Raw genomic sequence first — 21869 nt, 5'->3', positions numbered from 1 at the left:
ATTATTACGTATTTTGATTTCTATTGGTTATAGATATGGAACTGCGCCACCTCGTTCATGCAAAATCCCTGGCGGACGAAGGAAGCTTTCGCGTCGCCGCCGCCAAGCTGGGCCTGACGCAGCCTGCCCTGACCAAGAGCATCCAGGCGCTCGAAGCCGAGGTCGGGGTCCGGCTTTTCGATCGCAGCCGCAAGGGCATCGCACCCACTGCCGCGGGAGCCGCGCTTCTTCGCCGAGCGACCGGATTGCTCGACGGGATGGCGGACCTGCAGGCCGAACTGCGAGCGATACGGGGCGGACGGCTGGGGAAAGTCCGTGCGGGGCTGGGACCGGTGCCGGCCAAGCTGGTTCTGGCGCCGTCGATGGAGCGTTTCGTTCGGGATGGAATGGGGATCGAAATATCGACGGAAATCGGGTCCGCCTCCGACCTTGCGCTCAAGGTAGCGCGCGGCGAGCTCGATTTCCTCATAGCGTCGCTGGCCGAGGACTTGCCGATCGAGGGCATCGAAACGACTCTCGTCGGCACCATGCCCCTGGCCCTGCTGGCCCGGCACGATCACCCCGTGCTTGCGGAAGGGCTGCCCGGCGCCGAAGCCCTCGACCGGTTTCCCATTCTGGGCGGGAGGATTCCCGTTACCAGCCATCGCCGTATCGCGGCGGGTGGCTATCGCCCGCTTCTGGCCTGCGACGATTATGACGTGATCGGCCGCGTTGCGCTGAACAGTGACGCCCTGGTCGTGGCGACACCCGCCCTGACGCGCATGGGCTGGCCTTATAGCGAGTTGGCGCCGTTGCCGCTGCCCGCATCATGGCCGGATGATCGCCGCGTCGCGCAACTGTATCTGGCAACGCGGGAGGGCAAGACGATGTCGCCCGCAGCCGCCGAGGTCGTCGCGGAATTTCGTCGCCAACTCGATGTGGCGCTAATATAACCGTCTATCTAAGTTAATTGATACTTGCATCCCCTCGACTTCGGCTCCACTCTTCCGGGCGGAAGAGGAGAGACCGATGGCACGCATTCCCCTGGTCGAAGTGGATGAGCTGACGCCGGCGCAGCGCGATGCTTATGACAATAAGCCGGGCGGCAAGCTCAACCTGTCGCGACTGCTTGCCCATGCGGTATCGATCCAGCCGGGAATCGGTCTCGCGGTGCAAGGCATGATGACCGGGATCGACGTGCCGCCGCTCGAACGCCAGATCTGCGTGCTTGCGGTGCTCCACCTTGATCGCGGGGCCTATGAATGGGCCCAGCATATGGAGGTTTCGAAGGCGATGGGAATCGCCGAGGAAAAGGTCGCCGCAATTGCCGACGATCGCTTCGGCGATCCGGTGTTCGACGACCGCGAGAAGGCGCTGCTCGCCTTCACGCGGCAGGTCGTGAAAACGGTGCGTGTCGACGACTTCGTCTTTGGCGCGGTCGCATCCTTCTATTCGCCGCGACAGATCGTCGAGTTGATCCACGTCATCGGCATCTACATGCTCTTCGCGCGTGTCTCGGAGGTCGCCGAACTCGAGATCGACGCCATCGCAGGAGGCGATTTCTGGAAGAAAGCCAATCAGCGGGCCGGGCTGGTCGAATGACGGCGGCAGGTGTGGAGACGATCGACTATCCTTTCGTCCGACTCGCATTCGACGGCGCGCTCGCCACGATCACATTGAACGATCCAGAGCGGCTCAATGCGATGGGGGACGAGATGGCCGAAGCGCTCGCCGCAGCGCTTGCCGAGATCGTCAAGCCGCGACGGCGCTGCCGCGCGGTCCTGCTGACCGGCGAAGGACGGGCCTTTTGCGCCGGCTATAATCTGATGGCGAATCGGAAGGCGATGGCCGCAGGCAGATCGACGATCACGCCGCTTGGCGGGGCGGAGACGCTCTATCATCCGATGCTGCGCCGGCTGCACGGGTTGCCGATCCCGCTGATCGCCGGAGTCAACGGCCTTGCGATCGGCATCGGACTCGGCGTCGCGCTCGCCGCCGATCATATCGTGATGGCCGAGGATGCGTGGCTGCAGACGCCGTTCGCCACCCTCGCCTCAGCGCCCGATTCGGGTTTGTCGTGGCTGCTGCCGCGCATGATCGGAGTGGCGCGCGCGAAGCGGATGCTGATGCGCGCCGAACGCATCGACGCCGCCACCGCACGCGATTGGGGACTGGTCGACGAAACGGCGCCCACCAATCAGCTCCGCGACCGCGCGCTCGCGGTGGCCCGTGAATTTGCCGATGGCGCGACCCTTGCGCTGGGTGAAATCAAGACGCTGATCGCCGACGGGCTGCGCCAGGATCTGCACAGCGCCTTCGAGGCCGAAGCGCGGGCCGTCGGACGCACGGCGCGGACGAAGGACAATCTCGCCGCGGTCCGCGTGTTCGCATCGAAGCAGAAACCCGTCTTCTCCGGCGAATAGCGCAACTCGGTGACATTCTGACAAAAAGCGTCATTGCGTTAGAAGCGTGATCGCTCTAGCCCCTTGCCCGCAAGGGGAAAAAGGATGGCGTCCGAAGCGAAAATCGACAGGGCCGTGATAGCTGCCGCCGACCAGTTCATCCGCTATGGCTTCGCCCGCACGACGATGGGCGACATCGCGCGCGCCGCCGACATGTCGCGTCCCGCACTCTACCTGCTTTTTCCCGGAAAGGAAGAATTGTTCGAGGCGGCCGTCACCCACCTCAACCGCATTCGCATGGCGGAAATCCGGGGCGCGCTGACCAGGGCGAGCAGCCTGTCCGAACGGCTGTTCATTGCCTGCGACCTCTGGCTCGTGCAGGTATTCGACCTCCAGCGCCGCACCCCCGACGCACGCGACATGGATGATCTGTCGATCCCCGTCGTCCGGCGCGTCTATGCCGAACTCGAGGCGCTTATCGCGGAACTGATCGATGCCGATACCGCGAAGCCCCTGCCCGCGAACGCCGAGATGCTCGCGCGCGGGCTTGTCTTCGCAGTGCGCGGCTTTGGCGCGGCGGCCGAAGATGTCGACATCTTCCGCTCGATGACACGGCTGCATGTCGACCTGCTGTGCCGTGCGCTGGCGCCGCGCGACTGAGGTGCCTCACCCCTCGAGCAGCAGATTCCGCAGCCGATCGAGCGCTTGCGCGTCCACGCCATGCTCCGCCGCCAGATAGGTTTCGACGCTGCCGTAACTTTCGGCGAGCGCACCGAAGGTCGCGTCGATATATTCGGGCGCCGAACGCATCATCGTCCGCCACACTTCGGGATCGACCGTCAGCAGATAGGCAAAGGGGCCATCGGGATCGACGGGAAAGAGCGGCGCGCGCGGGTCCTGTATCTGTTCGGTCAGCGCGTAATCCGTCCGCACGATTTCGAGCGGAACGCCGAGGGCCGCGAGCAGAAGCGCTGACAGCACCCCCGTCCGGTCCTTGCCCGCGGTGCAGTTGATGAGAAGCGGCGCGCGTCCCGCCAGCAGAAGCCCGAACATTGCCGCCACCGCCGCGCGCTGCTCGCCGAGCAGGCGGCGATAGGTCTCCAGCATATGGGCATGGATGTCGGCTGCGCGCGTTGCCGGATCGCGCATCAGCGTAACGATATCACCGCGGCTGAGATCATAGTCGCGCGTCCAGTAGTGCAGTCCCTCGGCGAGGCTTGGCGGATAGGGTTGTCCTGCTCGTTCCTCGGTCGTGCGCAGATCGAGAATGGCGGCGAGGCCGAGCGCGGCAAATTGCCGCGCTCCTTCGGCCGTCAGTTCGCCGGGATGGCCGCTGCGCAACAGCATCCCGCGGCGCACACGCCGTCCGTCCATGGCGCGATAGCCGCCGAGGTCACGCAGATTGCGCGACCCCGCGACGGTCAGCAAGCGTGCGTACGACGCCATCACCCGATCAGACGCCAAGCGCACCGAAGGTATCGAGGTCGGCCACTGCAGCACCGAAACAATCGCCCTCGGCGGTGACGATCTCGATCGGCTGCATTTCGAGCGGGGTAAAGGGCCACATGAAGCCATGCATTGCGTGACGCCGATAAGCCTCCCACGCATCTTCGCGGCTTGGCGGGTTGGCGACGCCGTGAGCCTTGAGGGCCGTGAGATAACCCGCCAGCAGGTCCTTTTCGGCCGCCCGGCGATCCTCGACCTTCAAGTTGCCGATGATCGAATAGGCGACGTCGTGCATATAGGGGCCCTCCTGCCACGCCTGCCAATCGAGAAAGCCCGGCCGGCCGTCGATCTCGAAGAACATGTTCCCGAGGTGCGCGTCGCCATGCGAGAAGCATTGCGGAATTTCGAGCGATCGCTTCCACTGGGTGCGCAACCCCGCCATGATCCGCTCGCGATCGCGATAGGGGCCCACATAGGCGGCGCAGCGGCGATGGTCGATGCAGGCGTTGAAATAATCGGGTTCGAGCATCATCATGACGACGCGGTCGGCCGCCTGCCATACGGTCGAGAAGTTGCGGAGTTGCTTGAGTTCGCCCGATTGCCACCAGCGCGCGTGCATACGCGCCAGCAGTTCGAGCGTCTGCGCCTGCTGGTCGATGCGGATCGGGCGCGTCGCATTGCCGAAGGAGACGTTGCGCGCGGCAAGGTCCTCCATCAGCACCAGCCCCTGCACCCCCTCATGCCAACCCGACCAATAGGCGCGCGGGATATGGATGTTCATTTCCGGCGCCCAGGTCGCGAAGAACTTCGCTTCGTTCACGAAGGATTCGTCGAAGGTATAGGCGTGGCGGATGAAACCGCCCTTCAGCCACATGGTCGGTGGCAGGCGATGGGCGTGTCCGGCTTCATTGTAGGCGAGCAGCAGGCGCACCTTGGTGGCGGTGCCCGCGATGACGGTCCCGACATGTACCTCGGTCACCTTCGTCCCCGGATAATTTTCGGCGAGGACCGTCGAGAGCCAGTCGGCGGTAATCTCTTCGATACGCAGCGGCAGATGGCTTTTCGGGGTTTCGGTCATGCGCTTGGAACTCCCTGCTCGATTCTCCAATAGATTATTTAGTATCCTGTTTTAGATCTTTCGCAACCCTCCGCGACCGACTGCCGTCTCTCGCTCGGAGCAGGGTTCGCGATGCCGGTTCCTTCAGCCCGTCGTAGCCGCCCGCAGCAGCATCGACTGGTCGGCAACGGCGAGCAGCGCACCGCTCTGCGCAAAGAGCCGCGTCGAGACATGGGCAATTCCGTTCCCGACCCCCTCGACCCGCATCCGCGCGAGTGTCCATTCGCCCACCGGCTCGGCAAGAAAGCGGATGGCATTGTCGAGGCTGCTGCCACTCGCCGGCCGGCCGAGCGCGCCGGCGAGCGCCAGCGCGGCGCAATCGGCGATGACCGCAAGCAGCCGACGGTCGAGCCGCGCCCCATTCCGCGACCGGACCCAGCATAGCAGGTCGATCCCGCCGCGCCCCTCCCACTCCGCCCGATCGGGAAATTCGCCGCCCGCAAGCCGGAATTCGAGCAAGGCGTTGAGGTTCGACGAGAGCAGCCGCGCGACCGAGCGCTCGGGGCAGGCTTCAGGCGGCGGCACTGCTGGCATCGCCGCGCCCTGATGCGCCGCGAGGTCATCGCGGCCGCCGCAGGCGCCATGGCCTTGCAGAAACAGGGTGTCGCCGCACCATCCGGTGATCCCGCATTGCCGCACGGTACGGCCGTCGGCGGCAAGCGCTGCGTCGAAGCGCAGGCGATCGCCCGGGCGCACCTGCGTGAGAAATTGCACGGCGGCAAAGGTTGCCGGCTGCCCCGTCCGCCGCTCCATCGCCTCGACCACGGCGGCCAGCGCGACTCCCCCGAACAGGAACTGGCGTCCGGGCGGGCCGACGCATGAGGGTTCGGGTACGCTGGCAGCGAACGATTCCCCGTCTGCCCGCGCGCTCAGGACAAGCAGACCCGCCGCCGCGCGCACGGCTTCAGCAGACCCGCCGGGCATAGGCCGCAAGCCGTGCTTCGAGTTGCGCCTGGCGCTCGTTCGAATCGACCCAGCGCGTGTCGGCAGGCAGATCGCTCTTCAGCCGGTCGATCGTCGTCAGGCGGAGACTCGACGAAAGCGGAGGGCCATCGGCGCGCATCCGCTGCCAGCGCAGGATCGAGAAGACATGTTCGTGTCCGCCGGTGTCGAGCCAGTTCCACACACCGGGGTCGCGCCGCGCGATGACGAGGCGGATGCGTCCATCGCGGTCGATCGCCGACTGGGCGGCGGTCAGGCTCGACTGGATGCGGTGATAATCGCGTGAGCGATAGAGCCATTCGGTAAGCTGCACGGCGGCATAGCCCGCGCCTGCGGGATCATATTCGAGGATCGCGGCATCGTCGGGACCGAGCCGGTAGCTGCCGTTCGATATCCCCTGTGTCACCAACCCGCCGCCCGCGCCGCGAAAGGCCTGCGGCGCCGTGATGCTGTTCGGCGTCAGCCCGCTCCACACATTCTGGAACCAGAAATAGAGATAGAGATCGCCGAGCGCGTGCTGCGTCGCGCGCGCCGCCATCTCATCGACAGCGATCGGAGCGGATTTCGCATCGCCCAGGCGCTCGATCGCCAGTTCAAGCGGCGTTTCCACGGCCCAGTCCATGATCGAATCGCGCACGAAGAGGAATTTGACCCCAGGCCGCGTGACGAGCCGATTCTGCCTCGCTTCGTCGGCACCGTCATCGATCCACAGCTCGAAACTGCCATCGTCTGCAAGGTCCAGCTCATGATCCTCGATCGTCTGGATGGTCTGCGACGTTCCGTAGTTGGCGGTGAGTGTGAAGGATGTGTTCGCAGGCTTGGCATCGCGGATGCGTCCGGTGACGCGATAGTGCGTGCCGTGTTCGATGCCCGCAAGCCGGTAGCAGTTGTCGGGATTGTCGCCGCCGGTGCGCGCGCCGGGGACGTCGTTTCCGTGCCAGCGATAGGCCGGCATGAAGTCGCGCACGAAACGCGGATGCCGCGCGTCCGATGCCGCCGCCTTGAACAGCCAATTGTTCAGATATTCCTCGCAGAAGGCAGCGAGCAGAGGGCGCGATTCGGTCGGAATGCGATCGCCATAACCGCGCGCGAAGAGCATTTCGATCTGCGCCCGCGCCGCGACGATACGCGGGTCATGCAACATAGCGCGCACGTCGGCCTCGGCGGCGAACTGGCCAGGATTGGCAATCGGATTGGTCATGGAGGAAGGGGTCATTGGCGTTTCTCCCGCTCGATGGCGAAGCGTTCGATATAGGGAGCGAAAGCAGCCTCGATCGCCGCGGCGTCGAGACCATATTCGGCGAGCGTATAGGCGCGCTTGGGCGCGGAGGCGTGATGGTCGGTTTCGAGGTGACGCGCCATCGCGTCACGCGCCTGAGCCGTGAGCGCGAGGCCCAGCTCGTCATATACGCGCGCCACCGTCTCCAGCGGGTCGGTGACGAGATCGGTGAAGCGGACGTCGCTCACCCTCGCATCGACACCCTCGCAATCGCGCCATTCGGCATAGGCATCGACGGCATATTGCCATGCGGCAAGCTGCTGCGCGCCGATCGCCACCGGATCGACCGCCTCGTCCGAGAAGAGCGAGCGCAGCTTGCAGAAGAGACTCGCGATCGAGGGGATGACCTTGCCCGGATCACGGTGGTTCACATAAAGGCGCGCATCGGGGAAGGCCATCAGCAGTTCGCGCCAGGCGAACAGATGGCCCGGCCCCTTGAGCGCCCAACGGCGTGGCGCGGCTCCGCGTTGCAGATATTGCATCACTCCGACCTGCCACGCAAAGGCCGAACGCATCTTGTCGGCGATCGCCGTCTGGAAAGCGGGAATGTTCCAGTAGACACCGTAAAGGCTGCCGAGATTCCCTTCCTGCAGGAAGATGCATTCTTCGGGCAGCGTCGAACCGAAGGGATGGATCGCGGTGACATCGGGAGCGGTCATGCCCTGAAAAGCCAGAATTCCGGCGTAGAGCGCTTCGCGGTCGCCATTGCCGTCGAGCGGTGCCGGGATCGCCGCTTCCCACGCGGGCACGGCGCGATTGGCGGGGTCCTGCGCGAACAGGCCGTGGAGGAAGGTCGTGCCCGCCCGCGGCATGCCCGACCCGATCAACGGCGCGACCACCCGCTCGGCATCGACGCCGGTCGCCGCCTTTCGGGCATCGAGATAGCGGAGGCGCGAGACGAGCATCGTCAGCAGGCGGCTGTGCGTCCGGCTGCGGCCGATGGCGGTGAGATCCGACTTCGCCTCGATTTCGCCGCAGAGGAGGGCAAGATCGTGTCGGAACCGGTCTTCATCCCAGCGTGCGCCGCCCCAGTCGGAAAGTCCGCTACGGGCTTCAGCTTCGCCGAGCAGCGCGGGCGCGGCGAGCGGCGCGGAAAATCCGGTTAGCGCCGATGCGTAAGGGCCGCTCATTCGCCGACCATGCGCTCATAGGCAGCCAGCGGACCGACCTGCGTGACCCCGCCATCTACAGGCAGCGTCACGCCGGTCACGAATCGGCTCTCGGGTCCCGCAAGGAACAATGCGGCTTGCGCGATATCCCATGCGTCGCCCTCGATTCCGAGCGGCGCGATCGCGCTGCGGATACGGCGGCGCTCGCCCTCCAGATGTGCGGCGACCATCGGCGTCACGATATGGCCCGGCGCAACGCAATTGGCGCGAATGCCATCGCGACCGTACATGACCGCCAGTTCCGCGGTGAGTTGCTGCACCGCTGCCTTGCTGGGACCGTAGGCCGCATTGCCGTGCGCGCGGATGCCCGCGACCGAGGAGATATTGACGATCGCCTTCCCTTGCCCCTCCATCAGCGCGGGGATGGTCTGGCGGCACATGTTGTAGATGGTACCGAGATTGACCGACAGCACGCGGTCGATATCGGCTTCGGCGACCTGATGGAGCGGCCCGGCACCGGCACCGATGCCGATATTGTTGACGAGAACATCGAGCCCGCCGAGCCATTCGAGGCTGGCCGCGACCATGTGCGCCGCGTCGGCGGGATCGGCGACATCGCCCGCAACGACCAGCCCCTCGCCGCCGAGTTCGCGCACAAGGTCGAGAGTTGCCTCGGCCCGCCCCGCTTCGAGATCGAGGAGGGCGACGCGCGCGCCTTCGGCGGCGAACAGCGCGGCGATCGCCTTGCCCGTACCGACACCGTCGCCGAGCGTCCCCGCGCCGGTGACGATCGCGCGCCAGCCGTCCAGCCGGCGATGAAAGCGTGGGGGCTGGGGCATGGCTTCGTCCTTTCCTGTGGGAGGTGCGGCGCAGGCGTCAGTCGGCCGGCGTAACCAGTTCGCGCAGCTTCGGCTTGACGATCTTGCCCATCGCGTTGCGCGGGAAAGAATCGAGGAAGCGCCATTCGTCGGGTATCTTGTAGCGCGTGAGCTTTTCGCGGCAGAGCGCGACGAGTTCGGCCTCCAGCACTGCACGGTCGATATCGGACCGCGCGGGCTGGATGCAGGCGACGGTCAGCATTCCCATGCGGAGGTCGGGTTTGGGAACGACGGCACAGTCGGCGACACCGTCATGCGCGTGGAGGACGCGCTCGATCTCCGCCGGGTAGACGTTCGAGCCGCCGCGCAGGATCAGGTCCGAGCTGCGGTCGGCGATCGTCAGCCAGCCGTCGGGGTCGAGGCTGCCGTGATCGCCCGAATGCACGACCCCGCCGCGCAGCAGCGCCGCCGTCTTCTCCCCCTCGCGCCAATAGCCGAGCGGCGGCGTATAGACATCCGCCCAGGGGCCCGTCCGCACCGGACCGAAACAGACCTCGCCCACGGCTCCCGTCGCGAGGGGACGTCCCTCCGCGTCGCGGATCGAAATCTCGAGATGCGGCAGCGCATGGCCGCTCGCCCCGTCCGGCGGAACCGCGTCGAAGCTGTGCGCGACGACGGTCGGCGCCTCGGTCAGACCGTAGGAGGGCGAGACATGATAGCCATAGCGTTCGAAGAAGGCCTCGCGGATCGCGTGCGGCAACGGCGCGCCGCCCGACGACATGCGGAAATGGTCGGGCAGGTCGAGGTCCGCCTGCAGCAGGTCGTAGATCATCGTGGGCACGAACGCGACCTGACCGATCCTCCGTTCGCGAATCCATTCGATCAGCGGGTCGATCTTGATCGACGGCGCGAAGAGGAAGGGGCGATAGGCGAGAAAGGCCGACACCGGCCCCAGGATCATCACATTGGTGATCGTGAGCGGCAGCGCCGAGCCGCGCCGCGCATCGGGCGTCATCAGCCCGTGCGCGAAGGCTGCGGCGGGAACGACGATCATGTTATGCTGGCTGTGCACGACGCCCTTGGGAACGCCGGTGGTCCCGCTGGTGTACATGATCGCGGCGGGGGCGAAGGGGTCGATCGCGGGCAGCGGCGCGGTCGCATCGGCCGCATCGGCGAACGCCGCGGTCCAGCCGCCGTCGCGCGCCGCGTCGTCGACCATCCAGACATGCGCAAGGTCGGGCGTGTCGCCCCGCAACGCATCCACCTGCGCGGCCAGGCTGCTGTCGGTCAGCAGCAGCTTCGCGCCGCTGTGCGCGAGGATATGGCGTTTGTCGCCTTCGGGCAGGATCTTGTTGATTCCCACCCAGACCGCGCCGAGCCGCATTGCCGCGAAGAAGGCGATGACGAGGTCGTTCTGGTTGCCGAGCGACGCCGCGACACGGTCGCCCGCGCCGATCCCCGCACCGTCGAACAGCGCCGCCGCCGCGGTCACCGCCTCGGCCAGTTCCCGGAAATTATAGCTGCGCCGCGAATCGACCAGTGCCTCCGCGTCGGGACAGTGCGCCGCCGCACGCGCGATCAGGCCCGCGACGTCGCGCGGCGCCCCGGGGGGATCGATTCGGGCCGGGGGCGCCTGAAGTCCGAACGTCGCATATTCCTCTTCCGTCATGGTCCTCGCCATATAAGCGTATCTCTCTTGCATTAAGGTCTATATGATTATGATGTATTCGTGCAAGAGCGGAGTCCCCGCCCGCCCCTCTTTCGTTGGGCGCGGGCGTTGGCCCGATCAAGAGCCAAGCCAGCGAGAGGATGAAATGACCGAAACTTCGCCCGAAGCCCAGTTCGCCGCCTTCGGTGCCGTCGAAGCGGTGCCGACGAGCAATTTCCAGCGGGTCGTCGCGCGCCGCCTGACGCAGAGCTGGACGCAGGTTCCCCACGTCACCCATCATGACGAGGTCGACGTCACCGCGCTCGACGCGCACCGCGGGACGCTGACCGGCGATGCGAGGATCTCGCCGCTGATCTTCCTCGTCAGGGCGCTCGCGAAGGCGATGGCGCAGTTTCCGCATTTCAACGCGTCGCTGTCCGACGACGGCAAGACGCTGGTGCTCAAGAAATATTGCCATATCGGCATCGCAGTCGACGGACCGCTGGGGCTCCTCGTCCCGGTCCTGCGCGATGCCGACCGGAAGAACGTCGCGACGCTTTCCGCCGAACTCGCTGCCCTCAGCGCGCAGGCGCGCGACAAGGGGCTGCCGATGAGCGCCATGTCGGGCGGCTGCATCACCATCACGTCGCTCGGCGGGATAGGCGGCACAGGCTTCACCCCGATCATCAACCAGCCCGAGGTCGCGATCCTTGCGGTGACGCCGTCACGGATGCAGCCGGTCTGGGACGGCACCGCCTTTCAGCCGCGGTTGATGATGCCGCTGTCGCTGAGTTACGATCATCGCGTCATCAACGGCGCCGACGCCGCGCGCTTCGTGCGGTCGATCGGGCAAGCGCTTGCCGAACCGGAGAAATTGTGATGAACGCGAAAGCGACCCCCGATCTGGTACTGCGCGTCGACGCCGAAGGCGTGGCGACGCTGACGCTCAACCGCGCGGAGAAGCGCAATGCGATCAACCGCGAGCTGTTCCGCACGCTGCGCGCGCATATCCTTGCGCTGCAGAAGGACCGCAGCATCGGGCTGGTCGTCATCCGCGGCGCCGGCGAGCATTTCTGCGCCGGGCACGACCTTTCCGAAAAGCCGCACGCCGACGCGCTCGGCTGGCTCCGGCGCGAGATGCAGACGCTCGAGCTGCTGACCCGGCTGCGCCAGCCGGTGATCGCCGCGGTGCGGGGAACCTGCTTCACTGGCGGGCTCGAACTCGCGCTGTCGGCCGATTTCATCCTTTGCGACGAAAGCGCGCGGTTCGCCGATACGCACGGCAAATGGGGGCTGGTCCCCGGCTGGGGCATGTCGCAGCGGCTGCCGCGGCGCATCGGTCACGCCAGGGCGCTGGAAATGATGATAAGCTGCCGCCCCTATGACGCCGCGGAGGCAGCGGCGATGGGGCTGGTCAACCGGTGCATGCCCGCAGGCGCCCTCGACGAGGCGGTCGGAGAACTGGCGGAGGCGATCCTGGCCAACAGCTGGCACAGCAATGCCGAGAACAAGCGCCTGATCTACAGCACCGACGGCATGCGCCTGTCCGAAGGGCTCGACCACGAGATCATGCGCAATGCGGGTTTCGACCGCGACGCCGCCGCGCGGCGCCAAAGTTTCCATGACCGGCCGCGCGGCGGGACATAATGGGTCGGTCCCGGGAGACCGGCTCGATGGACGTTGCCCTGATGGAAGGTTCGGATGAAGCGTCGCCATAGGACCGATATCGCTCCATAAGCCCGGCGGCCCCTTTCGCCGTCAATCGAGCACCGCGACGCTGGTCAGGATGCGCTGGATCAATTCCCCCTGCCGCGCGGTGCCGGTGCGGGAATAGATGTCCTTCGAATAGGTGCGCGCGGTCTGTTCGGTGATGCCGATCTCCGCCGCCGCTTCGGCCAGGGTGAAGCCGTTGGCGAGCAGCATCGCGAGCCGCGCCTGTGTGTCGCTGAGCCCGAAGAGCGCCGCGACATGGGCCGAATAGTCGCGTTGCGGCGCCCGCCGTCCCGACAGATAGAGCATCAGCCGCACCGCCCGCGGGCCGGCATCGGCGCGCGCAGCGAGCGGCACGAGCAGCAGGTCGATGCCGTCGGCATCGCCGAGATGGATCGCCTCTCCCTCGCCGGAAGCGAGCGCCGCGGCGATACGGGCCGGCAGGTCGACCCGGCTTTCGCTCGCGAGCAGTCGGTCGCCGCGCACGGCGAGGCCGCCGGCGCCGCCGATCCAGCGCCGCGCGGCATCGTCGATACCGACGATGCGTCCTTCGGCATCGAGCGTGACGACGCCGAAGGAGAGAAGGTCGGCGGCGCGGCGATAGACCTGCGTTTCGGTCGCGCGCGCGAGCAGCGCCGCATAGCAGGCGAGCGCAGGGACGAGCATGTGCGCGAGCCGCGCGCAAAGATCACGATCGTCCACCCCGAAAGGCGCCGCCGCCGCGGGGCGCGTTACCGTCACCCAGATATTGCAGCCACCGGGTTCGGCGACGCGAAAGATCAGGAAATGTTCGAAATCGGCGGCACGGAGGAAATCCTCGCGAAAATCGTCGCGTTCCTTCGCGGCGATGCCGTCGAGTTCCTCATAGGCATAGACGCGCCCCGGCTGCATCGCGAAATAGGGAATGGGATCGGCGGAGGCGAAACGCTCGCGATAGCGGTCCCACAGCCAGGCGGGCGGCGCCGATGCGTCGTGCACCTCGATCCCCGTCGCGGGGTCGGCGCCGGCGCGGCGAAAGATCAGATTGGCGAAATTGCATCCCAGACGGGCGCGCAGCCGCGCCACCAGGCCCGACCAGGGCGGGTCTTCCAGCGGCCCCGACTGGACCGACAGCAGCAGCGCCTCGAAATCCTCTTCCAATATCCTCTCCGTCCCCTTCCCATTTGGGGATATCGCGGGGTCCCTTTCGCTAATCATATACAGGAAAATCCGAGTCGGGAGAGAGAAATGAAAGCAGCGCTATTCAAGGCGGTCGGCGAACCCCTCGCCATCGAAGACGTGCCCGATCCCGAGCCCGGCGAAGGCGAGGCGGTCATCCGCGTCGCCCGGTGCGGCGTGTGCGGCACCGACCTGCATTCGACAAGCGGGCATGGCTATACGCTGCCTGCGGGAGCGCAGCTCGGGCATGAATATGCGGGCGAGGTCGTCGCGGTCGGGCGCGGTGTCCGGCGCCTGAAGGTCGGCGACCGCGTCGCCGCGCTGCCCGTCGTCGGCTGCGGCGAATGCGAAGCGTGCCGCACCGGCATCGACGTGCTCTGTTCGCGCTGGCGGGGCTATGGCGGAGGGCTTGCCGATTATGCGAGGATCAGCGAGCGCGGCGCAACGCTGCTGCCGCAGACGCTGTCGCTCGCCGACGGTGCGCTCGTCGAACCGTTCGCGGTCGGACGGCGCGGCGTGCGCCTCGCCGATCCGGCACCGACCGACCGCGTGCTGATCGTCGGCCCCGGTCCCATTGGCCTTTCGGTTCTTTTCTGGCTGCGCCGCGCCGGGGTGCGCGCCGTCGCCCTGCTCGCGAGCAGCGACCGCCGCCGCCCGCTCGCCGAAGCGATGGGTGCCGAGCATTTCCTTCTCGAGAGCGATGCGGCGCAGGAGGAGATCACGGCGGCGCTCGGCGGGGCGCCGGACATCGTCTTCGAATGCGCGGGCGTTCCCGGCACCATCGCGCGGTCGATCGCGCTCGTCCGGCCGCAGGGCCGCATCGTGTCGCTCGGCTTCTGCATGGTACCCGACCAGTTCGTGCCCGGCATGGCGCTGATGAAGGACGTCGCCCTTCGTTTTTCACTCATCTATACGCGCGAGGATTATACCGAATGCGCCGCGGCGCTCGATGCCGACGGCGACCGGGCGCGGGCGATGGTGACCGACACCGTTTCGCTCGCCGATGCGCCCGCCGCCTTCGAGCGGCTTCGCACAGGTACAGGCGGCGGCGGCAAGCTGCTGATCGATCCGTGGCTCGGCCGATGACGCGCTGGCGGGACCGTTTCGACGCGCTGCACGAGGGCGCGGTCGCCGCGACGGGGCATGAGGATTTCGGCGACGGCGCCTATCGCGAAGGGATGCGCGTGCTGCTCGACGCGCTCGACGACAATCCCCCCGCGGGGCCCGCGACCGAGGCGGCAGCGACCGGCGTCATCACCGGCGCGCTCGCGGGGCGGCTCGTGACCCAGGCCGGCTGGACCGCTCACCCCGGCTATGCCGCCGAACGGATCGAGCGCCCGCTTGTCGTGATCGGCCTGCCGCGCACCGGGACGACCGCGCTGCACCAGCTTTTGAGCATGGACCCCGCCTTCCAGGGTTTCGAACGCTGGCTGACCGCCAATCCGATGGTCCGTCCGCCGCGCGAAACATGGGAGGTTTATCCCGCCTATCGCGCAAGCGTCGAACGCATCGCCGCGATGCGCCGGGCCGCGCCCGAGGTGATGGCAGCCCATTCGACCGAAGCGGACGAGGTCGACGAGTGCCTGATGCCGATGGCGCAGAGCTTCCTGTGCAACTGGTTCGCCTCGAATCTCGACGTGCCCGTCTATGACGCCTGGTTCCGTGCTTCGGACGAAACGCCGTCCTTTCGGCGCTACCGGGACGTGCTGAAGCTCGTCGGGCTCGGCGACGGGCGGCGCTGGCTGCTCAAAAACCCCAGCCACGTCTTCGGCATCGACGCGCTGCTCGCCGCCTTTCCCGACGCCTGCATCGTCCAGACGCACCGCGACCCCGCGGCCTCGATCGCCTCGCTGATGAGCCTGCTCGGCGGCATCCGCGACCTGATGGCCGGCGCGCCGGTCGATCGCCGGCGCCTGCTCGCCCGCGAGGCGGGCTTCTGGGCCGAGGGCGCGCGGCGCAGCATGGCCGCCGCCGACCGCGGGCCCGACCGCTTCGTCCACATCCGGCAGGAGGATATCCGCCGCGACCCGATGGGGGTGGTCGAGCGTATTTACGGCCATTTCGGCCTCCCCATGTCCGCCGACGCCGAGGTCCGCTTTCGTGCCTGGGCGGCGGCCAATCCGCCGGACGCCCGTTCGACGCACCGCTATCGGCCGGTCGAGGCGGACGCGGTCGATCCCCTCTTCGCCGACTATATCGCGCGCTTCGACCTGAAGCGCTCCGCACCAGCAGGAGCTCCGGCATGACCGTTTCCGTCCTTTTCCAGCAACATTTCCAGGTCGCCTATGTCGTGCGCGACATCGAGGCCGCGACGCAGCGCTTCGCACGCGAATTCGGCATCGCCCGATGGGACGTCATGGACATGGCGGCGCTGCTCGGCCCCGGCCATGGCACGCGCTTTATCGGCAACGCCTATGCCGGCGAGGTGATGATCGAGCTGATCGAGCCCGACCCGACGGGCGAGAGCCTCTATCGCGACTGGATTCCCGATGCGGCGGACGGCGTGCGCCTCCACCATCTCGGCTTCCTCGTCCGCAGCGATGCCGATTTCCGCGCGGCGGTCGCGCAGCTTGAGGCGGCAGGCTATCCGACGGCGCACAGCGGGAGCTTCGGCGACAATCTCGACTATCATTACGCCGACACCACCGCGCTACTCGGCCACTATTACGAACTGATCCACCTCAAGCCCGCGGGCGAGCAATTCTTTGCCCGCATCCCGCGCAACTGACGGGAGGCGCGCCATGGCGACCGGCCCCGCCGTCCCGATGGAATGGGAAGGCTTCATCGACCTCATCGCGGGAATTGACCGCAGCCTGCAACATGTGATCGACCCCGCCGACCCCTGGCTGAAGCAGGAGGCGATCCAGCAGATGGCGATGAGCCTGTCGCAGGGTTATGCGCCGATCATGGCGCAGGACAGCCGGGTTCCAGCCTTCTTCACCTTCCTCAACCCCGTCATCAAGTCGGCGGCGCCCAACCCCGACTATATGTACCGGACCTGCTTCGTCGAAGGCAGCGGGACCTATCGCCTGTCGGGGACGCGCGGGACGACCCTGTTCGTGCATGTCGGCATCGGTTCCGGCTATATCGGCGTCGACGACCAGGCGGGGCCGTCGGTCGGGCATATCGACCTCGACACGCTGTCGCTCGGCGAGGGCGGACGCTTCTCGGTGATCCTCAGCGCCGAGCGGCCCGCGGGCTACGACGGCGACTGGTATCGGCTCCCCGCCAACGCGCGCACGATCGGCATCCGCGAGGCGAGCTACGACTGGGAGAATGAGATCGACAGCCGCATCGCGATCGAGCGGCTCGACGACGCCGGCGACCACAGGCGTCCGTCGATGGACGAGATCGCGCATCGCCTGGAGCGCCTCGCCGGCTTTCCCGAGCGCTACGCGCAGCTCTTCGTCCATTTCGTCAAGACGCTGAGCCGGCATCCGGTCAACAGCGTCGTCCTCAACACATGGTCCGACATCGGCGGCCTCGCCGAACAGACCTATTACGAGGGATTGTTCGAATTGTCCGACGGTGAGGCGCTGATCCTCGAGACCGAGGTGCCCGACCGGGTACGCTATTGGGCGGTGCTGCTGGCGGACCAGCTCTTCAACACCATCGATTGGGAGAAATGCCAATCGAGTCTCAACGGCTTCCAGGCCCGGCTCGACAGCGACGGCCGGTTCCGCGCGGTGATCGCCGCCGAGGACCCGGGCGTGCCCAACTGGCTCGACACCGCCGGGCGGTTCAAGGGCGTGGTGCAGGGCCGCTGGTATCAGGCGAGCGCGGCGCCGACACCGACACTGAAGCGCGTGGCGCTGTCGGATCTGCGCGATCATCTGCCCTCCGATACCCCGCGCATCGACCGAGCGGCGCGGCGCGAAAGCCTGCGCGCGCGCTTCCGCGGCGCCCAGTTCCGCCGCAAATGGTGAAGGCGGCCGGGGAACGGCGGCTAGAGATTGATCCGTTCCCCTTGCCGGTCGGATGCCTCCGCCGCTTCGCAGATCGCCTGCACCTGTAGTGCCTGGGCGAAACCGGGACTGCATTCGCGCCCCTCGCGCACCGCCGACACCATCTCGTCGAGCATCAGCGTCATCGGGATGACGACGCGCGCGTCCGCGGGTGCGGCGATCGGGGCGCCGCGCAATTGCGCCAGCGTCGCGGGCAGCTCTACCGGCTCCTCTGGCTTGCCGAGCGCCTCGCGCGGACCGGCCGGCGCATGGAACAGCGCCGCATTGCCCGCGTCGGGGAAGGCCGAGGGCGCCTCGATCCGCAACCGGCCGTTGGTGCCATAGGCCTCGATCGCGAAGCCGCGTGCGCCCGCGACGCTCCAGCCGATGTTCATCTGCGCCGTCCCGCCGTCGCGGAACCGCAGGGTCGCAAAGGCGGTATCGACCGTCTGGGGCGTGAAACGGCTGCCATCGTCGAAACGCCATTCGCGCAGCCCGCGACCGAGCGTCGCCGACACGCTCTCGACCTCCCCGAACAGATAGAGGAGCGCGTGGAGACAATGGCCGCCGAGATTGCGCAGCGCGCTCGCGCCCTCCCCCGCCATGCCGAGCCAGTTGTAGTTGGTCGTATAGCCCGGCCGGGTGACGAAGGGGAAAAGCGCATCGCCGTCACGGATCAGCGGGAAGTGGCAACGCAGTTCGACCCCGATCAGGTCGCCGAGCGCGCCGTCCGCGATCATCGCCTTCATCTGGCGGAATTGCGGCAGCCACTGGAACTGCGCCTCGATCATGCCGACGACGCCGGCCGCCTGCTGCGCCTCGCGCATCGCCTTCGCCCCGGCGATGTCGGGCGCGAAGGGATTGGCGTTGATCACATGCTTGCCGGCGGCGAGCGCGTGCATGACCATGTCATAGCGCAGCATCGGACGCGTGCCGACGTCGATGATGTCGACCGGCGCCTCGTCGATCATGCGCCGATAGTCGTGATAGGCATGGGGGATGCCATGCGCGTCCGCCGCGGCCCGCGCCGTCTCCTCATGCGCGGTGCAGATCGCCGCGACCTCGACGCCGGGCAGGTTCCGCCACGCGGGCAGATGGCCGACGATTCCCCAATTGGCTCCGATCATACCCACTCGCAGCGGTCGTTGCCGATCCGGCATAGTTCCTCTCCCGTCCGTTCACACCTGGCCCGGTTGGCGATTGCCAGCTTGACAACCGATGGCCGCGCACGCCAATTATCATATGTATAGTTTATATGTTTTGAAAGAGGATTGGGCATGAATCGAGGCCGGCCGAAAATGCATGGGGCGATACGCGATGGCGCTGCCTGATCGCCTTCACGACCGCATGCTGCTGCCCGCGGTCTGCGCGCCGATGTTCCTCGTGTCGGGGCCCGACCTCGTCGAGGCGGCATGCCGCGCGGGCATCGTCGGGGCGCTGCCGCGCGCGAACGCCCGCGACATCGGGACGTTCGAGGCCTGGCTGAAGCAGATTCGCGATCGGCTCGATCGTCATGCAGCGGAAAATCCCGGCGCGCGCATCGGCCCGCTGGCGGTCAATCTTGCGACGCGGATGCAGGAGGAGGAGCTGCGCGCCAACCTCGACCTGTGCGGGAGATATGGCGTCGAGATCATCATCAGCGCGACGGGCGACCCGACCGAGCTGGCCAAGCAGGTTCACGACTGGGGCGGCCTCCTCTGGCACGACGTCGTGTCGCTGCGCTTCGCCGAAAAGGCGATGAAGGCGGGGGTAGACGGCATGACCTGCGTCGGCGCGGGCGGCGGCGGCCATTCGGGCAATATCGGCCATCTGGTCCTGGTGCCCAAGATTCGCGAGATGTTCGACGGCACGCTGATGATGGCCGGATCGATCTCGACCGGCGCCGCCATTCGCGCCGCCGAGATATTGGGCGCCGACCTCGCCTATATGGGCACCCGCTTCATCGCGACGCAGGAATCGCGGGTCGATCCCGCCTATCATGCGATGCTGGTCGAGAGCAATTCGAGCGACCTGATGTTCACCGGCAAGGTCGCGGGCGTTCCCGCCAACTGGCTCGTGCGGTCGATGGAACGCGTCGGGCTCGACCCGCGGAACCTGCCGGTGCCGGAAGGCAAGGGCATGCGCCACGACCATCTGCCCGAAGGGGTACGACCGTGGAAGAATCTCTGGTCGGCCGGCCAGGGCATCGACCTGATCCACGATATCCCGAGCGTCGGCGAACTCGTCGAGCGGCTGCGCGGCGAATATCGCGCGGCCTGCGCCCTGCCGGCATTCGGCGCCTCCGAAGGCGTTCACCGCGAAGCAGAGATATCCCCTGGCGTTTCGGCCGACGCTGGCGACCGCTGAAAACGCGATGTCCGAGTCGATCGGATTTCTTCTCGACGACACCGTCCGCCTTTATCGCCGCGACTTCAATGCGCGCGCTCGCGCGACCGGGTGCGCGCCCACCTCTCCCGCCCGCCCTTGCGATAATAGCGAGGATTGAGCGCTATCGCGCCTTCGGATCACCGCCTGGGTTGAAACGAGGACGGGTTGGCTCGCCCGTCGCTGGCGGCCGGACAATTCTCCCGATCCATGGCTTTGCATCGGCATTGATACCGCCCGGAATCGTCCCCGGCTGCTTCAAGACAATGGGGGATATCTTTCCCGAAAATCCGCTTCGTTTTCCTGCCGTTCGCAAAGCAAGACGAAGGAGGGGATGCTGGTTTCCCCAAGGAAAGCTCAATACATTCAGCAATGTATCAGATGTTACTGGATGCCCCGCGAGGATTCGAACCTCGATAGACGGAATCAGAATCCGTAGTCTTACCATTAGACGACGGGGCAGGAGCGGGCGCCAATAAGCCGCGGATTTGCGCGGGTCAAGGGGGAAGGATTGTGACCGTGTGACGATTTATCCGTCACAATTGCGCCGACAGCCCCCGCAACAGCCCGCTTGCCCTCGGGCAATTCGCCGTTAGCATCATGGTCACGACAAAGGGGCCGCGATTCCGGCGCAGGCGCCCGATATGGAGGTGAACTGATGCGTCACGTCGCGATCGTCGGGTCGGGCCCGGCGGGCTATTATACCGCCGAGGCGCTGCAGAAGGCCGACGATATTGCGGTCGACGTCATCGACCGCCTGCCGGTTCCCTATGGCCTGATCCGCACCGGCGTCGCCCCCGATCATCAGTCGATCAAGGCCGTGTCGCGCCGCTACGAAGGCGTCGCGCTGACCGACAATGTCCGCTTTGTTGGCCATGTCTCGGTCGGCAGCGACGTGACCGTCGACGAACTGGTGTCGCTCTACGACGCCGTCGTGCTCGCGACCGGCGCCCCGCACGACCGCCCGCTCGACATCCCCGGCGCCGGCCTGCCCGGCGTGATCGGCAGCGCCGCCTTCGTCGGCTGGTACAACGGCCATCCCGATTTCGCCGCGCTGAGCCCGCCGCTGGGTGCGCCCGGCGTCGCGGTGATCGGCAACGGCAATGTCGCGCTCGACGTCGCGCGCATCCTCGCCAAGACCCCGGCCGAATTCGCCGGCAGCGACATCGTCGCCCACGCCCGCGAAGCGCTTGCGACGAGCGGGGTGCGGCATATCCACATCCTCGGCCGCCGCGGGCCGCACCAGATCGCGATGACGCCCAAGGAGCTCGGCGAACTCGGCCATCTCGAGCGCGCGGGTCCGCGCGTCGACCCCGCCGACCTGCCGCCCGAGGGCGACGACGCGATGCTCGAACCCGGCATGCGCAAGTCGGTCACCCACCTGCGAAGCTTTGCCGCCAATCCGGTCGCCAAGCCGGTGACGATCGACTTCGATTTCTTTGCCATGCCGGTCGCGATCGAAGGGGACGGCCACGTCCAGCGCGTCATCGTCGAGAAGACCGAACTCGACGCCGAATTGCGCAGCCGCGGCACGGGGGAAACCTATGCGGTCGAGGCCGGGCTGGTCGTAAGCTGCATCGGCTATCAGACCCCGCCGATCCCCGGCGTGCCCTATGAGCACGGCCGCGGCCGTTTCGCCAACGACGAGGGGCGAATCCTGCCCGGCCTCTATTGCGTCGGCTGGGCGCGGCGCGGGCCGACGGGGACGATCGGCACCAACAAGCCCGACGGCGCGCGCATCGCCGAGATGCTGCTCGAGGATATCGGGCGCGGCGCGGGCAAGGCGGGGCGCCCCGGTCTCGACGCAATGCTCGCGAGCCGCGACGTCACCCCGGTGACCTTCCGCGACTGGCGCCGTATCGAGGAGGCCGAGGTCCAGGCAGCGATCGAAGGCGCGCCGCGCGAGAAATTCACCAGCATCGACGCGATGCTCGCCGCGATCGGGCGCTGAAG

21 protein-coding genes and 1 tRNA gene are annotated in these 21869 nt (G+C 66.9%); 12 read left to right on the top strand and 10 right to left on the bottom strand.

Annotated elements, in window-relative coordinates; genetic code table 11:
- Positions 1 to 35 precede the first annotated feature (35 nt).
- The 4 genes from FHR21_RS02095 (at position 36) to FHR21_RS02080 (ending at position 3041) form a co-directional block, all read left to right on the top strand.
- Complete coding sequence (locus FHR21_RS02095) at positions 36 to 932, top strand: LysR family transcriptional regulator (RefSeq protein WP_184094816.1); 897 nt, start codon at positions 36 to 38, stop codon at positions 930 to 932.
- A gap of 76 nt (positions 933 to 1008) precedes the next feature.
- Positions 1009 to 1581 (top strand): carboxymuconolactone decarboxylase family protein, encoded by a 573-nt coding sequence (locus FHR21_RS02090; RefSeq protein WP_184094814.1) that lies wholly within the window; start codon positions 1009 to 1011, stop codon positions 1579 to 1581.
- Positions 1578 to 2402, top strand: coding sequence for an enoyl-CoA hydratase/isomerase family protein (locus FHR21_RS02085; protein WP_184094812.1), 825 nt, complete (start codon positions 1578 to 1580; stop codon positions 2400 to 2402). Before FHR21_RS02090 ends, FHR21_RS02085 begins: the two co-directional genes overlap by 4 nt.
- A 114-nt stretch (positions 2403 to 2516) precedes the next feature.
- A complete protein-coding gene (locus FHR21_RS02080) occupies positions 2517 to 3041 on the top strand; it encodes a TetR family transcriptional regulator (RefSeq protein ID WP_184094810.1) in 525 nt (174 codons plus the stop codon).
- A 6-nt stretch (positions 3042 to 3047) separates the two neighbouring features.
- Here the strand turns inward: FHR21_RS02080 and FHR21_RS02075 are convergent, their stop codons facing one another.
- The 7 genes from FHR21_RS02075 to FHR21_RS02045 form a co-directional block, all read right to left on the bottom strand.
- On the bottom strand, positions 3048 to 3827 hold the full coding sequence (locus FHR21_RS02075; RefSeq protein WP_184094808.1) for a tyrosine-protein phosphatase: 780 nt from the start codon (positions 3825 to 3827) through the stop codon (positions 3048 to 3050).
- 7 nt (positions 3828 to 3834) lie between these two features.
- Positions 3835 to 4905 (bottom strand): phosphotransferase, encoded by a 1071-nt coding sequence (locus FHR21_RS02070; RefSeq protein WP_184094806.1) that lies wholly within the window; start codon positions 4903 to 4905, stop codon positions 3835 to 3837.
- Between the two features lie 123 nt (positions 4906 to 5028).
- On the bottom strand, positions 5029 to 5868 hold the full coding sequence (locus tag FHR21_RS02065; RefSeq protein ID WP_184094804.1) for an acyl-CoA thioesterase: 840 nt from the start codon (positions 5866 to 5868) through the stop codon (positions 5029 to 5031).
- Positions 5849 to 7087: a hypothetical protein gene (locus tag FHR21_RS02060; protein WP_184094802.1), complete on the bottom strand. Its 1239-nt coding sequence runs from the start codon at positions 7085 to 7087 to the stop codon at positions 5849 to 5851. The genes FHR21_RS02065 and FHR21_RS02060 overlap by 20 nt, the downstream gene beginning before the upstream one ends.
- A gap of 11 nt (positions 7088 to 7098) precedes the next feature.
- Complete coding sequence (locus FHR21_RS02055; RefSeq protein ID WP_184094800.1) at positions 7099 to 8295, bottom strand: sulfotransferase family protein; 1197 nt, start codon at positions 8293 to 8295, stop codon at positions 7099 to 7101.
- On the bottom strand, positions 8292 to 9113 hold the full coding sequence (locus tag FHR21_RS02050; protein ID WP_184094798.1) for an SDR family NAD(P)-dependent oxidoreductase: 822 nt from the start codon (positions 9111 to 9113) through the stop codon (positions 8292 to 8294). The genes FHR21_RS02055 and FHR21_RS02050 overlap by 4 nt, the downstream gene beginning before the upstream one ends.
- A 37-nt stretch (positions 9114 to 9150) precedes the next feature.
- Positions 9151 to 10761: a class I adenylate-forming enzyme family protein gene (locus FHR21_RS02045; RefSeq protein ID WP_184094796.1), complete on the bottom strand. Its 1611-nt coding sequence runs from the start codon at positions 10759 to 10761 to the stop codon at positions 9151 to 9153.
- Positions 10762 to 10906: 145 nt separating this feature from the next.
- Here FHR21_RS02045 and FHR21_RS02040 point away from each other — a divergent pair, with 145 nt between their 5' ends.
- Positions 10907 to 11620, top strand: a complete 714-nt coding sequence (locus tag FHR21_RS02040) for a 2-oxo acid dehydrogenase subunit E2 (protein WP_184094794.1) — start codon at positions 10907 to 10909, stop codon at positions 11618 to 11620.
- The gene (locus tag FHR21_RS02035; RefSeq protein WP_184094792.1) at positions 11620 to 12387 is read left to right on the top strand and encodes an enoyl-CoA hydratase/isomerase family protein; all 768 of its coding nucleotides are present in this window, start codon (positions 11620 to 11622) and stop codon (positions 12385 to 12387) included. Before FHR21_RS02040 ends, FHR21_RS02035 begins: the two co-directional genes overlap by 1 nt.
- 111 nt (positions 12388 to 12498) lie before the next feature.
- Here FHR21_RS02035 and FHR21_RS02030 read toward each other — a convergent pair whose 3' ends face one another.
- Positions 12499 to 13590 (bottom strand): helix-turn-helix transcriptional regulator, encoded by a 1092-nt coding sequence (locus FHR21_RS02030; protein ID WP_184094790.1) that lies wholly within the window; start codon positions 13588 to 13590, stop codon positions 12499 to 12501.
- 87 nt (positions 13591 to 13677) lie between these two features.
- Between FHR21_RS02030 and FHR21_RS02025 the strand changes: the two genes are divergently transcribed.
- From FHR21_RS02025 to FHR21_RS02010, 4 genes are read left to right on the top strand one after another with little or no spacing between them, the layout of a single operon-like run.
- Positions 13678 to 14694 (top strand): alcohol dehydrogenase catalytic domain-containing protein, encoded by a 1017-nt coding sequence (locus FHR21_RS02025; RefSeq protein WP_184094788.1) that lies wholly within the window; start codon positions 13678 to 13680, stop codon positions 14692 to 14694.
- Positions 14691 to 15854, top strand: a complete 1164-nt coding sequence (locus tag FHR21_RS02020; protein ID WP_184094786.1) for a sulfotransferase family protein — start codon at positions 14691 to 14693, stop codon at positions 15852 to 15854. Before FHR21_RS02025 ends, FHR21_RS02020 begins: the two co-directional genes overlap by 4 nt.
- A complete protein-coding gene (locus tag FHR21_RS02015) occupies positions 15851 to 16336 on the top strand; it encodes a VOC family protein (protein WP_184094783.1) in 486 nt (161 codons plus the stop codon). The genes FHR21_RS02020 and FHR21_RS02015 overlap by 4 nt, the downstream gene beginning before the upstream one ends.
- A 13-nt stretch (positions 16337 to 16349) precedes the next feature.
- Positions 16350 to 17534 carry a hypothetical protein gene (locus FHR21_RS02010; protein WP_184094781.1) on the top strand — a complete coding sequence of 395 codons (1185 nt, stop codon included), beginning with the start codon at positions 16350 to 16352 and terminating at the stop codon, positions 17532 to 17534.
- Between the two features lie 20 nt (positions 17535 to 17554).
- Here FHR21_RS02010 and FHR21_RS02005 read toward each other — a convergent pair whose 3' ends face one another.
- Positions 17555 to 18679, bottom strand: a complete 1125-nt coding sequence (locus FHR21_RS02005) for a Gfo/Idh/MocA family protein (RefSeq protein ID WP_246427031.1) — start codon at positions 18677 to 18679, stop codon at positions 17555 to 17557.
- 190 nt (positions 18680 to 18869) lie between these two features.
- Between FHR21_RS02005 and FHR21_RS02000 the strand changes: the two genes are divergently transcribed.
- Positions 18870 to 19898, top strand: coding sequence for an NAD(P)H-dependent flavin oxidoreductase (locus FHR21_RS02000; RefSeq protein WP_184094777.1), 1029 nt, complete (start codon positions 18870 to 18872; stop codon positions 19896 to 19898).
- A 406-nt stretch (positions 19899 to 20304) separates the two neighbouring features.
- On the opposite strand, the gene FHR21_RS01995 is transcribed toward FHR21_RS02000, so the two are convergent.
- Positions 20305 to 20378, bottom strand: a tRNA-Gln gene (locus tag FHR21_RS01995).
- 196 nt (positions 20379 to 20574) lie between these two features.
- On the opposite strand from FHR21_RS01995, the gene FHR21_RS01990 reads away from it, so the two are divergent.
- Positions 20575 to 21867, top strand: a complete 1293-nt coding sequence (locus tag FHR21_RS01990; protein WP_184094775.1) for an FAD-dependent oxidoreductase — start codon at positions 20575 to 20577, stop codon at positions 21865 to 21867.
- Positions 21868 to 21869: the final 2 nt, after the last annotated feature.

The sequence above is a fragment of the Sphingopyxis panaciterrulae genome, from assembly GCF_014199295.1.
Classification (GTDB): Bacteria; Pseudomonadota; Alphaproteobacteria; order Sphingomonadales; family Sphingomonadaceae; genus Sphingopyxis; species Sphingopyxis panaciterrulae.
Note: the sequence above shows the minus strand (reverse complement) of the source record. Positions and strands in the feature narration are given on the sequence as shown.